The 13175-nt window shown below is 71.3% G+C and carries 12 protein-coding genes, 1 pseudogene and 1 riboswitch; of the genes and pseudogenes, 5 read left to right on the top strand and 8 right to left on the bottom strand.

Annotation, left to right across the window (positions count from 1 at the left end; all coding sequences use genetic code 11):
• Positions 1 to 194: 194 nt before the first annotated feature.
• Both P3T35_RS39760 and P3T35_RS39755 read right to left on the bottom strand, forming a co-directional pair.
• Positions 195 to 968, bottom strand: a complete 774-nt coding sequence (locus P3T35_RS39760; RefSeq protein ID WP_101383624.1) for an SDR family oxidoreductase — start codon at positions 966 to 968, stop codon at positions 195 to 197.
• Between the two features lie 106 nt (positions 969 to 1074).
• Positions 1075 to 1941: a fumarylacetoacetate hydrolase family protein gene (locus tag P3T35_RS39755; protein WP_180356731.1), complete on the bottom strand. Its 867-nt coding sequence runs from the start codon at positions 1939 to 1941 to the stop codon at positions 1075 to 1077.
• Between the two features lie 801 nt (positions 1942 to 2742).
• Between P3T35_RS39755 and P3T35_RS39750 the strand changes: the two genes are divergently transcribed.
• The gene (locus P3T35_RS39750; RefSeq protein WP_101383622.1) at positions 2743 to 4053 is read left to right on the top strand and encodes a helix-turn-helix domain-containing protein; all 1311 of its coding nucleotides are present in this window, start codon (positions 2743 to 2745) and stop codon (positions 4051 to 4053) included.
• Between the two features lie 111 nt (positions 4054 to 4164).
• On the opposite strand, the gene aceB is transcribed toward P3T35_RS39750, so the two are convergent.
• The gene (gene aceB / locus P3T35_RS39745; protein ID WP_101383621.1) at positions 4165 to 5793 is read right to left on the bottom strand and encodes a malate synthase A; all 1629 of its coding nucleotides are present in this window, start codon (positions 5791 to 5793) and stop codon (positions 4165 to 4167) included.
• A 129-nt stretch (positions 5794 to 5922) separates the two neighbouring features.
• On the opposite strand from aceB, the gene P3T35_RS39740 reads away from it, so the two are divergent.
• Together P3T35_RS39740 and P3T35_RS39735 are read left to right on the top strand one after the other, a co-directional pair.
• Positions 5923 to 6702 (top strand): IclR family transcriptional regulator, encoded by a 780-nt coding sequence (locus P3T35_RS39740; RefSeq protein ID WP_180356730.1) that lies wholly within the window; start codon positions 5923 to 5925, stop codon positions 6700 to 6702.
• 35 nt (positions 6703 to 6737) lie between these two features.
• Positions 6738 to 7166, top strand: coding sequence for a hypothetical protein (locus P3T35_RS39735; RefSeq protein ID WP_101383619.1), 429 nt, complete (start codon positions 6738 to 6740; stop codon positions 7164 to 7166).
• 10 nt (positions 7167 to 7176) lie between these two features.
• Here the strand turns inward: P3T35_RS39735 and P3T35_RS39730 are convergent, their stop codons facing one another.
• Entirely contained in the window at positions 7177 to 8517 is a 1341-nt protein-coding gene (locus P3T35_RS39730; RefSeq protein ID WP_280709765.1) for a glycoside hydrolase family 16 protein, read from the bottom strand.
• 2 nt (positions 8518 to 8519) lie between these two features.
• A riboswitch (cyclic di-AMP (ydaO/yuaA leader) is annotated at positions 8520 to 8653 on the bottom strand.
• 295 nt (positions 8654 to 8948) lie between these two features.
• Between P3T35_RS39730 and P3T35_RS39725 the strand changes: the two genes are divergently transcribed.
• A complete protein-coding gene (locus tag P3T35_RS39725) occupies positions 8949 to 9344 on the top strand; it encodes a ribonuclease (RefSeq protein ID WP_101383618.1) in 396 nt (131 codons plus the stop codon).
• A gap of 115 nt (positions 9345 to 9459) precedes the next feature.
• Here P3T35_RS39725 and P3T35_RS39720 read toward each other — a convergent pair whose 3' ends face one another.
• The gene (locus P3T35_RS39720) at positions 9460 to 10521 is read right to left on the bottom strand and encodes a class I SAM-dependent methyltransferase (protein ID WP_101385459.1); all 1062 of its coding nucleotides are present in this window, start codon (positions 10519 to 10521) and stop codon (positions 9460 to 9462) included.
• A 222-nt stretch (positions 10522 to 10743) separates the two neighbouring features.
• Positions 10744 to 10938 (bottom strand): DUF1059 domain-containing protein, encoded by a 195-nt coding sequence (locus P3T35_RS39715; RefSeq protein ID WP_101383617.1) that lies wholly within the window; start codon positions 10936 to 10938, stop codon positions 10744 to 10746.
• Positions 10939 to 11116: 178 nt separating this feature from the next.
• On the opposite strand from P3T35_RS39715, the gene P3T35_RS39710 reads away from it, so the two are divergent.
• Complete coding sequence (locus P3T35_RS39710; RefSeq protein ID WP_101383616.1) at positions 11117 to 11452, top strand: phenolic acid decarboxylase; 336 nt, start codon at positions 11117 to 11119, stop codon at positions 11450 to 11452.
• A gap of 24 nt (positions 11453 to 11476) precedes the next feature.
• On the opposite strand, the gene P3T35_RS39705 is transcribed toward P3T35_RS39710, so the two are convergent.
• Both P3T35_RS39705 and P3T35_RS39700 read right to left on the bottom strand, forming a co-directional pair.
• On the bottom strand, positions 11477 to 12601 hold the full coding sequence (locus P3T35_RS39705; RefSeq protein WP_101383615.1) for an alpha/beta hydrolase-fold protein: 1125 nt from the start codon (positions 12599 to 12601) through the stop codon (positions 11477 to 11479).
• Positions 12602 to 12832: 231 nt separating this feature from the next.
• A pseudogene (locus tag P3T35_RS39700) lies at positions 12833 to 13024 on the bottom strand (TetR family transcriptional regulator); the annotation flags it as partial.
• Between the last annotated feature and the right edge of the window lie 151 nt (positions 13025 to 13175).

The following is a 13175-nucleotide window of genomic DNA, read 5'->3' as shown; positions in this document are numbered from 1 at the left end:
CGGGGCGCCCCGCCCGGGGGCGCGCCCCCCCCGGCCCCCGGGGGGGGGGGGGGCCGCGGGGCCCCCCGCGGGGGGGGGGGGGGGGGGGGGGGGGGGGGGGGCCCCGGGCCGGGCCGGGGGGGGGGGGGGGGGGGGGGGGGGCCCCCCCCCCCCCCCCCCCCGCACGGGCGATGAGCAGGTGCTTCGGCACGGCGTCAGAGGACCGGCGCCTGCCCACCGTCGCAGCGCACCGCGATGCCGGTGAGGTAGGACGCCGGCTCGCCGCACAGGAACGCCGCGGTCGCACCGAATTCGTCGGGCTCGCCGTAGCGGCCCATCGGGATCCCGGCCGCCGACTGGGCCCGCACCTCGGCCTCGGTCCGCCCGTCGCGATCGGCCCGGGCCGCGTCCAGCCGCCGGACCCGGTCGGTGGCGATCCGGCCGGGCAGCAGCAGGTTGACGGTGACGCCGTCGGGAGCCACTTCGGCGGCGAGCATCTTGAGGTAGGCCGCCAGTGCCGTACGCCCGATCCCGGAGAGCGCGAGGTCGTTGATCGGGGTGACCACGGCGCTGGAGCCGATGGCGAGGATCCGCCCCCAGCCCTGCTCGCGCATGTGCGGCAGGGCACGCGACACCAGCCGGTGATGCACCGTCAGCAGTGAGTCCGCCGCGGCCCCGAGCTCCTCCTCGCGCAGTTCGGTGACCCGGGCAGGCCTGGGCCCCGGGCCGTTGAGCACCAGGATGTCCGCCGGGCCGAAGGCCTGCTCGGTGGCCGTCAGCAGGGCCTGCGGCCCCTCCTCGTCGAGCAGGTCCACGCCCACCCCGACGGCGCGCGGCAGTGCCGCGGCGATCCGCCGGGCTTGTTCGGCGCGGCGGCCGCAGACCACGACGTTCGCCCCCTCGGCAGCCAGCGCCACCGCAACCGCCTCGCCCAGCCCGGACGTTGACGCGCAGACCACCGCAGTCCGCCCGGTGATACCGAGTTCCATCTCGTTTCCTTCCGTGGTCCTCGCCAGTACGTGCGCGCGAGCCGCCGACGGGCCGCTCCCCGAGCGTGGTGCGAAGGGAGCGGCCCGCCGGCGGAGCCCGGTTCGGTCAGCGCGCGGCGCCCGCCGCGAGCCGAGCGCGGGTGCGCAGGTCGCCCACGCCCTCCACCAGGGCCTCGACCGTGTCGCCGTCGCGGATCACACCGGCGCCGGGGGTGCCGGTGGCGATCACCGAGCCGGCCTCCAGCACCATGCCGCCGGAGAAGTACCCGACCTGCCAGTACGGGTCGCGCATCATGGCGCTGACCTGGTTGCTGGCGATCGTCTGACCGTTCACCACGGTCGAGATGCGCACCGCCGACAGATCGGGGATCTCCTCGGGCGTGACCACCCAGGGGCCGAGTGCGCAGAAGGTGTCGAAGGCCTTGGACCACGGGATGTAGCGCGGGTTGATCCGGATCGCGTCCTCGGCGGTCATGTCGAGGATGGTGGTGAAGCCGAAGATCACCTGCCGGGCCTCCTCCGGGGAGACGTCCTTGCAGGTGGTCCCGATCACCACGCCGAGCTCGGCCTCCGCGGTGACCCGGTCGGACTGCGCCGGCAGCAGGATCTCGTCGCCGTAGCCGATGACCGTGCTGCTGGGCCGCAGGTAGGAGCCGGGCGTACCGACCGGCTGCTCGACCTCCAGGTCGTTGGCGTGCCGCTTGTAGTTCAGCCCGACACCCCAGAGCTTGGGCGGATTCCGGTAGATCGGCGCGAAGACCGCCTGCGCCGGCTCGATCGCCGTGCTCAGTACCGCCTGGTCGGCGAGGGCGGCCTCCAGCTCGGCCGGAATCCCGCCGGTGACGATGTCCAGCAGCGTGGGGCCGAACTCCGTTCCGCGCACCTTGTTGATCAGGCTCAGCAGGACGATCCCGCCGGGGACGGCGATTCCGACGTCCTCACCGTGGTCGGTCCGAAGGCTGCAAAGTCGCACCAGGGCCTCACTTTCGTGTGTCGTTCGACAGAATTCACGCGTTCGTACGGGAAACGGCTTTTCGGCTTCGTATTCGGCGGGCCGGCGGAGTGCCCGAACCCCACGCGGTGGCGGGAGAAATGCCCCGACACCGGGCCGGGCGGCCATGCTTCGTGGCGGAAAATACCGGGGCACGACGGCGCCGTTCGCCCGTCGGCGATCTCGATCCTGCCATCGCCGCTCGACCGGCGGAAGCCCCTCCAGGTGGTCCTGCCGGTTTTCTGACGCGCTGTCACCTCTGCTGCCTGCAAGGACGGTTGAACCGGCATAACCGGCAGTTCCGGGCGCCCCGCTGCCGCCTGGCGGCACGGCGGGGCGGGAACTCACCTCAGCCGCGCTGCGTTCGACCTGTCGGCTGGCACAATTGGGGCTTTCGTCGGCTCGGGCAAGGCGATATGGTCGCTTGGTTGATCGGTCAACCGATTGTCCGGACGCGCGCGGCCGTCGGGCGCACCCCGTCGGCCGTATCCGAATGGCAGTCGGGACAATCCGGCTGACGCGGACTCAGGGGGAGAAGGTGTCCTGCATGGACGTTCGGAGCAGATCAGCGGCGTGTCCGGCTACGCGTCGCCCCGTCGCACCCAGGCACAACCGGTCCGGCCGGGCCTTTTCCCGGCACTGTCAGCCCCAGCGCTCGGCAATTCCAAGAACCTGCACCCCCGGGAACCGCCTCGGGGGCGCACGGCTGGGCACAGAGATGCACCTCCGTGCGAGAACGCTTGATTTGACGCCGGCAGCAAGCTTATTTCAGGGGAATAGGCAGTGAACTCGGGGATAACGTTAGAGGACTTCGGATTTCAGCTCCGCAAGTACCGCAAGCGCATCGGACTCAGCCAGACCGCGCTCTCCGGACTGTCCACCGTGAGCGTACGGGCGGTCCGCAACCTGGAGCAGGGCCAGGTGCTGATCCCGCGCCGGGACACCGTGCGGCTACTGGCGGACGCACTGCGGCTGACCGCCCAGGAGCGGGTCGCCTTCGAGAAGGCAGCCGGCAGCGAGGCCGGCGACGCGTTGTTCGACACGCTCACCATGCCACCTACCGCGGTGGCCCGGCCACTGCACGGGCGGCACGGGGAGTTGCAGGCGCTACTACGGCATGTGGTCGACGGCCACCAGCGGATCACCGCCATCACCGGCTTCGCGGGCGTCGGCAAGACCAGGCTGGCCCTGGCCCTCGCCGCAGAGTTGCAGTCGGTGCGGGACGTGCCGACGCTCTGGGTCCCGCTGCGGCGGGACACCGGCGGTCAGGGCGCCGAGGCGCGCAGCCCGGCCGACGGGCCCTACGGCTCACTGTCCGGCTGGGCGGCCGGGCTGGTCGACGGCGGCGACGGGACGGTCAACCGGCTGGCCCGGCTGATCGGCGACCGGCTGGCGCTGCTGGTGCTCGACGGCAACGATGCCGGCCAGGTGGCTCGGAGCACGATGTGGCACCTGCTCGCCGAATGCCCCAATCTGCGCATCCTGGAGACGGCTCGCAGCCCCCAGGGCGCCCCGGAGGACCACTACCTCCCGCTCGGCCCGCTGGCCACACCACCGCCCGGCGCAAACCCGGCCGGGACGGCGTCCGCCCCGGCGATGACCTTGCTGCTCGACCTGCTCGCCGAACTCCAGCCCGGCTTCCGCGCCGACGAGGCCGAGCTGCCGATCCTCGCCGAGCTCTGCCGCCGACTCGACGGCCTGCCACGCGCCCTGGAGGCCGCCGCCGCCTGGCTGACCATCGTCTCCGCCGACCGCCTGGTGGTGATGGCGCGCGACGAGCCCCAGCTGATCGCCGACCGCCCCGGCGAGAGCGGCGACGCACTGGCGACCATCCGCGAGTCGGTCACCGGCCAGCCCGCGGACAGTCTCGACCTGCTCCTCCACCTGGCCGACTACGCCGAGCCGTGGACCGTGGAGCGGATCGTCACCCGGATCGGCGTCCCCTGGAAGCAGGCCGCCAGCGCGGTGCACGCCTTCCTTCAGTGCGGACTGATCGTGAAGGTCTCCCCAGGATCCGGCGCCCTGGTGCAGTTCACCGTCCTCAACCTGGTCCGCGCCTTCCTCCAGACCGCCCGGCCGGCGGCCGCGGGCTAGGCGTACGAAGGTCCACCGGTTCGTGCAGCCGGCCGACGGCCCGCACGGCTCGCACGGATCGCACGGTCTGCCGGGGAGTGGTCGCCCCGGCGGACCGTGCGGCCTGGTGGCTCAGTCGAGCAGGGCGTAGCCCGGCAGGGTCAGGAAGTCGACGAACTCCTCAGCGAGCGCGACCTGTTCGAAGAGTTCGCGGGTTTCGGTCCAACGGCCGGCTGCGAAGGCCTCGTTGCCCGACTCGGCGCGGATGGTGTCCAGTTCCTCGGAGATCAGCCGCCGGGTGAGGTCGGCGGTGACCTTCTCGCCGGTGTCGGCGAGCACCACGCCGTTGCGGATCCACTGCCAGATCTGCGAGCGGGAGATCTCGGCGGTGGCGGCGTCCTCCATCATGCCGAAGATGGCGACCGCGCCCAGCCCGCCGAGCCAGGCCTCGCAGTACCGCAGGCCGACGGCGACGGCGTTGCGCAGTCCGGCCGCGGTGCAGGATCCGCCGGAGCCGGCGATGTCCAGCAACTGCTCGGCGGTGACCGGCTGTTCGGTGCCCGGGTGGTCCTTCTGGTGGGGCCGCTCCCCCAGCACCGCGTCAAAGCCGGCGCGGGCCACCGGCACCAGATCGGGGTGGGCCACCCAGGAGCCGTCGAAGCCGCCGGCCGCCTCGCGGTCCTTGTCGGCCTTGACCTTCTCCAGCGCCGCCGCGTTGACCTCCGGGTCCTTGCGGGACGGGATGAACGCGGCCATGCCGCCGATCGCGTGGGCGCCGCGCCGGTGGCAGGTGCGCACCAGCAGGCGGGTGTAGGCGGCCATGAACGGCGAGGTCATGCCCACGGTGTTGCGGTCCGGCAGGATGAAGTGCTCGCCGGCGTCGCGGAAGTTCTTGACGATCGAGAACAGGTAGTCCCACCGGCCGGCGTTCAACCCGGCGGCGTGGTCGCGCAGTTCGTAGAGGATCTCGTCCATCTCGAAGGCGGCCGTGATGGTCTCGATCAGCACGGTGGCCCGGATGGTGCCGTGCGGGATGCCGAGTTCGCGCTGGGCGTGGGTGAAGACGTCGTCCCAGAGCCGGGCCTCCAGGCGGCTCTCGGTCTTCGGCAGGTAGAAGTACGGCCCGGAGTTGGGGTCGGTCTCGCCCTTGGCCAGCAGCCGCCGGGCGTTGTGGAAGAAGTAGAGGCCGAAGTCGAAGAGGGCGCCGGACACCGGGGTGCCGTCGACCAGCAGGTGGCGCTCGTCCAGGTGCCAGCCGCGCGGCCGGACCACCACGGTGGCCAACTGGTCGGCGGGCAACAGCTTGTACTCCTTGCCCTGCGGGGAGGTGAAGTCGATCCGGCCCTCGAAGGCGTCGATCAGGTTGAGCTGACCGGAGACCAGGGCCTCCCAGGTCGGCGAGGTGGCGTCCTCGAAGTCGGCGAGCCAGACCTTGGCGCCGGAGTTGAGGGCGTTGATCACCATCTTGCGGTCGGTCGGGCCGGTGATCTCCACCCGGCGGTCCTGGAGCGCCCGCGGCACCGGGGCCACCGTCCAGTCTCCGGCCCGGATGTCGGCGGTCTCGGGGAGGAAGTCGAGGGAGCCGGTCCGGGCGATCTCGGCCCGGCGCTGCCGGCGCCCGGCCAGCAGCTCCTGCCGGCGTGGTTCGAAGGCCCGATGGAGGCCGGCGATGAAGGCGCGGGCCTCCTCGGTGAGCACCTCCTCCGCGCGGGGGACCCGTGGGCCGGCGACAGTGACGACCGGAGCCTGGTCGATAGCCATGGCAGGACACTCCTTGAACGGCGATTCTGTAAGGTGGAGACTAGTTTCCGCGATACAGAATTTCAACGGTTTGTTGACGGATCGCCAGACTCCCCCAGCCCAGATCCCCGAGAGTTGAGGACTCAAGCCGTGCCCAGCAGCTCAGCACCCGACCGCGCCGGCGGCGGCGTCCAGTCCGTCGAGCGCGCCTTCCAGCTGCTGGAGGCGCTCGCCGACACCGGCGGCATCGCCACCCTGAGCGAACTCTCCAACAGCTCCGGACTGCCGATGCCGACCATCCACCGCCTGGTACGTACCCTCGCGCAGCAGGGGTATGTCCGGCAGGACAGCGCGCGCCGCTACACCCTGGGCCCGCGGCTGATCCGGCTCGGCGAGACCGCGGGCCGGCTGCTCGGCAGCTGGGCCCGGCCGTATCTGGCCGAGCTCATGGAGGCCACCGGCGAGACCGCCAACCTGGCCGTGCTGGAAGGCGGCGAGGTGGTCTACGTCGGACAGGTGCAGTCGCGCCGATCAATGCGGATGTTCACCGAGGTCGGCCGCCGGGTGCAGCCGCACTGCACCGGGGTGGGCAAGGCGCTGCTCGCCCAGCTGCCCGAGACGGAGGCCCGCACCGTGCTCGGCAGCCAACCGCTGCCCGCGCACACCGAGTTCACCGTCACCGACCGGGACGAGCTGTTCGCGCAGCTGGCCCAGGCCCGCGAGGTCGGCTATGTGATCGACGACCAGGAGCAGGAGATCGGGGTGCGCTGCATCGCGGTGGCGGTGCCGGGCGCGCCGACTCCGACGGCGCTGTCGGTGTCCGGTCCGGAGGCCAGGATCCGGGCGCTGGAGGAGCAGAGCGGGGGCGAGCCACTGGTCAGCGTGATGCAGGGAATCGCCGAACGCCTCGGCAGCGTGCTCGCGCCCTGACGCTTCGAATAGTCGTGGTGGCCTAGAGTGACGCCATGCGCTCGCTGCTCGTGCCCCTGCTCAGCGCCGCCGTGCTGGCCGGCCACCCCGCCGATCTCATGGTGGTGCCGCTCGACCCGGATCCGGCCCCGCCCGGCGGCACCACCACGGTTCGCGCCCTCCTGGCCAACAACGGGCCCGATGTAGCCGGGAAGTTCACCGTGACGGTCCGGCTGCCCGCCCGGACCCATGCCGTCGGGCCGTACTTCCCGACCGACTGCACCCCCGACCTCCTTGGCACCGTGGTCCGTTGCAGCTTCCCGGCCGGGCTCGGGGCGCTGCGGTCGGCGACCGCGCTGGTGCCGATCCGGATTTCCGACGGCGCGTCAGGAACCCTCACCGGCGGGCGGGTTGAGGTGCAGAGCGCGAACGACCCGGACCACTCGAACGACACGGGGTCGTTCGTGGTCCGGGTCGTCCGGTAACCGGCCGGCGTCAGCGGTAGACGCGCACGTAGTCGGCCGCCATGGTGATCGGGGTCGAAGTCGACGGCGCGGGGTGGTACTTGCCCGCACTGACGGACAGGTCCAGGATCAGGCTGGCCGACCAGTTCTGGCCGACGCCCTTGCCGTCGGAGAAGACCTTGACGCCGTTGACGTACCAGTCGACCGAGTTGGCGCCGTAGTAGGTGCCGACGGTCACCCACGCGCCCGGCTTGATCGCGTTGGCGTCCCTGAACCCCATGTAGGCGGTGTTGACGTGGTTGGTCAGCTCCAGCACGTTCGGGTTGTCGGGGTGGTACTCGAAGGAGTCGATCTCACCGTGGCTGGTCCCCAGCGCGGTGTTGCCGTTCTCCCAGGTCCAGAACGACGCCCAGGCGCCCTGCTGGGTCGGCAGCTGCACCCGGGTCTCGGCGTAGTCGCCGGTGTGCACCTGGAAGTTCTGCGGGGACTTCTGGGTGGTGAGCAGACCGGTGTTCCAGGCCTTGTCGCCGTTCTCCAGGACCTTGGTGCTGGGCGTGGCGGTGAAGGTGGCGTCGCCGTTGGCGATGGTGACCGCGGACGGGTCGAGCCAGTCGAGCTTGTTGTCGTTGGGGTTGTGGGTGCCGTAGTGGTAGGCGCCGCTGGTGGTGTCGTTCCAGCGGTTGGTGTCCACGCTGCTGCCGTTGAACTCGTCCGACCAGGCCAGCGACTTGCCGGCGATCGGCGAGGCCGGGGCCGAGGGGGACGGAGGCGTGGACGGGACGGGAGTGGGGGCCGGGGTGGGCGTGGAGCCGGGCGCCGGGGCCGGCGCGGGCTTGGGCGCCGGGGCCGGGGCCGGGGTCGGCGCGGGCTTGGGCGCCGGGGTCGGCGTCGGCTTGGGTGCGGGAGTCGGGGCCGGCGCGGGCTTGGGCGCCGGGGTCGGCGCCGGGGCGGTCTTGGCAACGGTGAGCTGCTTGCTCGCCAGGTTGTGCCAGGCACCGGCCTGGTCCTGGTAGTAGCCGAAGACGGTGTAGCTGCCGATCGGGAAGCTGCGGGCGCCGGTGGTCATCGAGACCCCGCCCGGGCAGAGCTGCACATTGCTGTGCGAGCCGGGGAAGTCGAGGTTGTGGCCGGCCGCGTCGCGCACGCCGACGCCGAGCTTCTTCACGGTGAAGCAGGAGCTGGAGTGCACGGTCAGGTCGGCGGTGACGTTGGCGTTGGTGGCGGCGCTGGTCGGGGTCAGGCGGTCCTGGGTGACGGTCGGCGCGGCGGCAGGGCTGGCCCAGGCGTTGACCTGGCCGACCATCGGCACGGCGAGCAGACCCAGGGCGCCGGCGACGATGCCGAGGCGGGCTGGGGTGGCGGCAGGGATCACGGCAGTTCCTCGTGCGACGCCTGCGGAGTTAGCTGTCGGGTTCGGGCCGCACTGTGCCCGGCCGTCGCTCGCGGGAGCGGACGGCCTCACCCCTAGCCGCGGCGCACCCCGCACACCACTTGGGCGTGCGAGCAGAGTCGCGGCACTACTGGGTCCCCCGCTCCTGCCCATGGCGATGCTGTGGTCACCGCCGTCGGGCAGGCAGGACTCGGCGTCCCGACGATGGATCCGCCGGAGTCGGCGAACGCGTGCAGGCTAGGCAGATGATGTGATCATTAACAATGTTTAAGAAGTGTCGCAAGGGTCACACCGACCCCTGCCGCCCCCGTCGGCGACGCCCACAAGTAGCCTGCGCAGCAGGCAAGTTACGTGGACATGAAGTCTTGCGCGACACCTTCCCAGGAAGCTCCCAGGACTCCAGACTGCTGCACATGCAGACTCTTCTACGCGCGTTGAAGTCGCGTACCGCGTCCGTGCTGACCGTCGGCCTGCTCACCCTGGCCCCCACCGTTCTCGTCGCCACCGACGCCCACGCCGATGTGAGCGGCAACATCTGCCAGAGCGCCCTCCCCCAGCAGGCCGACGACACTCTGAACGAGATCGCCAACGGCGGCCCGTTCCCGTACTCCCAGGACGGCGTGGTCTTCCAGAACCGCGAGGGCGTCCTGCCGGCCCAGTCCTACGGCTACTACCACGAGTACACCGTGGTCACCCCGGGCATCTCCACCCGCGGTGCCCGCAGAATCATCACCGGCGAGGGTGACCAGGAGGACTACTACACCTCCGACCACTACTCCACGTTCTACCTGATCGACTTCACCTGCTGATCACCTGCTGACCGGGCTACGGCACGGTCCAGCCCCTCCCGAGGCGGTTCGGGAGGGGCTGGACCGCTCGTACGGCCACCTGCTCGCGGTGTACACCCGGTCCCCCTGGCTCCGGCTACCTGCTCGCGGCGTACACACGGTTCACCGGACTCTCGGCGGCGAGCCTCCAGTGATGCAGCCCGGCGTCGTCGGCGAGGTGCCGCATGACATCCTCACCGGCGTGGTTGCCCAGTGCCGTCGGCCCCTGCTGGGCCAGCGCCGAGGGCAGGCAGACCGCGACGGAGGCAGCGGTCAGCGCCCGGCCGATCGGATTGGCGTTGGCCGTGACGTCCGCGGAGGCGTTGGGCTCGACGATCATGCAGCTCCCGCCGTCGGCCAGGACCTGCTCGGCGTGGCGCAGAGCCGCGCCCGGGTCGCCCATGTCGTGCAGGCAGTCGAAGAAGGTGATCAGGTCATATCCGCTGCCTGGGAAGTCCTGGGCCGTAGCCACCTGGAAGTCGACCCGTTCAGCGAGGCGCTGCTCGGCGGCGATCGCCCGCGCCGCCTCGATCGACGGCTGGTGGAAGTCGAAGCCGTGGAACCGCGACCGGGGATAGGCGCGCGCCATCAGCAGCGTCGAGTAGCCGTAGCCGCAGCCCACGTCGGCCACCCGGCCGCCGTTCCGCAGCTTCCGCTCGGTGCCGTTCATCGCCGGGATCCACTCCGGCACCAGTGCGCCCGCGTAACCGGGACGGAAGAACTTGGCGGTACCGGAGAACAGCGCGCTGCTGTGCTGCTCCCAACCGACCCCGCTCCCGGTGCGGAACGCCTCCAGCAGCGAGTCCTCGGTCGCGTACAGCGCCTGCAGGAGCGTGAAGAATCCGCCGGCATAGGTCGGGACCTCCGGGTAGGCGAGCACTGCGGCGTGCGCGTCCGGGAGCAGGTAGGTGTCGTTCGCCGCGTCGTACTCCACGTACTCCCCGGCCACCTGGGCGGCCAGCCACTCGCGCACGTAGCGCTCCTGGAGACCGGTCAGCTCCGCCAGCCGGGCGCTGGTCATCGGACCGGCGCCGGCCATCGCGGTGTAGAGCCCGAGCCGGTCGCCAAGCGCGGTGCAGAGCCCTGCGACGGCCGCCCCGGCATCCGTGACGACCCGCACCAGGAACTCCATCGCCTGGTCCTCCTCGGCGGAATTCATCGCGCCGCCCCTGGCGTCCTCGGCCACTGTGACCACCTCCTCGGCGCACCTCCAGTCCAGCAGACCCGTACCGCCCCGGCCATACGGAAGCTCCCGCAGGACTCCGGTAGGACTCCTGTAGGCGGCGGGGGCGGCTCGACGGATGTCCAGGCATGGACGAACGCATGTCCAGGCATGGACGTGTGTTCACGTGTGCCCGTGTTCAGGCATGCCTGTCCGGGTTCAGGTGTGCTGGAGCACCAGCTCGTCCTTGAGCGTCGCGCGGATCTGGTCGCGCAGCTCCTTGCTTTCCTGGTGTCCGTGCACCGAGACCGCGTGCTCGGCGGCGGCACGGACCACCTCTTCCTCCTCGCCGGTGATGCACAGCGTGCAGTTGCTCTCGCTGGGGAACTCTCGACAGTCGGCGACCTTGCGCATGGTGGACCTCCCGACCCGGCACGCCGCCGCACCCACCGGAGGGCCACCGGCTGGCCGGACGGCCGACGGGCCGCGGCACGCGCGTGTCGCGTCACCATTCTCCCTCCGCAGCGCCATTCCGATAGCGTGGGAGGAGTCCCACAACCGCGACTTTTTCCGACCGGAGAACTCCCCCGCCATGAGCGAGACCGCTGCCCTGCCCGCCTTCGCCGGGCGGACGTACCTCTTCCAGGTCGACAACGGAGCCGTCTTCCGCAACGCCTACTCGGCCGACGGCAAGCGACTGCACTGGGAGGGGCTGGGCGAGTCGGCCGGCCAGTGGGAGGACGTCGAGCTGAAGGTCGCCGAGGTCGCGCCGCAGATCTACTTCGTGAGCTGGACCGAGCAGACCGGGATCACGGTCAGCCATGTGATGGACCTGGGCGCGCTGACGGTGCGGGTGTTCTGGACCTTCGAGGGCGAGGGCGGCCGGGTCGGCGAACTGCACACCGGCACGCTGGAACCGGTCATCTGACTGACCGGGTCTTCCGACTGACCGTCAGCCCGGCTTGGCCAGGTGCTCGGAGAGCCAGCTGAGCGCCGTTGGCTCCAGGCGGGTCCAGGTCTCGAAGTTGTGCCCGCCGTGGTCGACGGTGCTGACCGAGACCGCCATCGGCGGCCGCACGGCGGCGGCGAAGGCCACACTGTCCCGCACCGAGGCGGGGTCGTCCTTGCTGTACGCGAGCAGCTCCGCCACCGCCGGGGGTGGCAGGTTGTGCAGCCGCCAGAGCAGGTCGGCCTCGTTGCGCCGCTGCTGGTCCCCGGCGAACAGATCGCCGGTGGTCGGATCCTCGGCCGCCTTGAAGTAGCCGGAGAGCGAGGCGGCGGCCGCGAACGCGGCCGGATCGCGCATCGCCAGCTTGAGCGCGCAGTAGCCGCCGGTGGAGTCGCCGATGATGCCCCAGCCGCGCCCCTGGCCGATCACCCGGAACGCGCCCGCCACCGCCTGCGGCACCTCATGGGTGAAGTAGGTGGCGGCCTGCGGGCCGCCGGGCACGTCCTCACACTCGGTATCCCGGGGCATCGCGGGCGACGACCGGAGCATCACCAGCACGGTGGGCTGCTGCTGCCCGCTGCGCAGCAGGCCGAGCGAGATGCCCGGGTAGTCGAGCCGGGTGACCAGGTTGCGGGCGTCGCCCGGGTAGCCGGTCAGCACCACCAGGGCGGGGAACCGCTGCTGGGCGTAGCCGGGCTGGAAGTACTGCGGCGGCAGATAGACGTAGCCGTCAGTGCTCAGCCCCGTGCCGCCACCGCCGATCCGCACGGTCAGCAGCTGCCCGGTGCGCTGCGGCGGACCGTTCTGGAAGTTCTCGGTGGCCAGGGTCCTGGCAGTGGCGGGTGCACTCGACCCGCCCCCCGGCGTGCTGGCGCCGACGGACTGCACGGCGGGGTGCCCGGTGCCCAGCAGATCGGACCAACTGCTGTAGAACGAGAAGTAGTTGTTGACCAGCAAGCCGACCACGACGAGCACCGCGAGCTGGGTGACCAGGATGGTGGTGATCCGGCCGAGCACCGCCGGCAGCCCGGGCCGGGCCAGCCTGGGCCAGTACAGGACCGTGCCGACGACCGCCCCGAGGGCGGCCATCAGGGCCAGCGTCAAGAGCTCATGGCTGGTCAGGCCCATCCGGATCGGCTCCTTGTCGGCTCATGGTCGGCTTCGTCAGCTCATGGCCGGGCCGGCTGCCGGGGTGGTCGGTCGGCTTGATGACGTGGTCGGTCGGCTTGGCGGCGTGGGCAGTGGGCCTGCCGGGGTGGTCGGTCGGCCTGATGACGTGGTCGGTCGGCTTGGCGGGGTGGGCAGTGGGCCTGCCGGGGTACTCGGTCGGCCTGATGGCATCGTCGGTCGGCCTGCCGGGGCATCCTCTTTGCTGCGGAAGTAGCGGTAGCGGCAGAAGCGGCGCAGTCCGACGCCGGCGGTCCGGGCGTTGTCCTCGGCCGTGGTCGCATCGGCACCGTGCTCGGCGAACAGCTCGGCCGCGGCGGTGGCGATCTCCAGCTGGGTCTCGACCCGGCGGCGGTCGGGCAGGGTGAGGCTGCGGTCGGTCATGGTTCAAACGCTACGCCGCAGTGCGTCCGAGCAGGTCGCCATCACCACCTGCCGACCCAATGCCGTTGCTTGAATTCGAGAACAACTGCCGCGGAACGGGTGACGGTGTCGGGGCGGGGTCGTTGGTCCAGTTGTGCATCCGTGGAGTGGC

The sequence above is a fragment of the Kitasatospora sp. GP30 genome (assembly GCF_029892145.1).
Classification (GTDB): domain Bacteria; phylum Actinomycetota; class Actinomycetes; order Streptomycetales; family Streptomycetaceae; genus Kitasatospora; species Kitasatospora acidiphila.
Note: the sequence above shows the minus strand (reverse complement) of the source record. Positions and strands in the feature narration are given on the sequence as shown.

Bases quoted from the DNA above. Each gene is read 5' to 3' on its own strand.
- P3T35_RS39760 (WP_101383624.1), bottom strand. From the start codon at position 968: ATGGAACTCGGTATCACCGGGCGGACTGCGGTGGTCTGCGCGTCAACG.
- aceB (WP_101383621.1), bottom strand. From the start codon at position 5,793: ATGGCTATCGACCAGGCTCCGGTCGTCACTGTCGCCGGCCCACGGGTC.
- P3T35_RS39735 (WP_101383619.1), top strand. From the start codon at position 6,738: ATGCGCTCGCTGCTCGTGCCCCTGCTCAGCGCCGCCGTGCTGGCCGGC.
- P3T35_RS39725 (WP_101383618.1), top strand. From the start codon at position 8,949: ATGCAGACTCTTCTACGCGCGTTGAAGTCGCGTACCGCGTCCGTGCTG.
- P3T35_RS39720 (WP_101385459.1), bottom strand. From the start codon at position 10,521: ATGAATTCCGCCGAGGAGGACCAGGCGATGGAGTTCCTGGTGCGGGTC.
- P3T35_RS39715 (WP_101383617.1), bottom strand. From the start codon at position 10,938: ATGCGCAAGGTCGCCGACTGTCGAGAGTTCCCCAGCGAGAGCAACTGC.
- P3T35_RS39710 (WP_101383616.1), top strand. From the start codon at position 11,117: ATGAGCGAGACCGCTGCCCTGCCCGCCTTCGCCGGGCGGACGTACCTC.
- P3T35_RS39705 (WP_101383615.1), bottom strand. From the start codon at position 12,601: ATGGGCCTGACCAGCCATGAGCTCTTGACGCTGGCCCTGATGGCCGCC.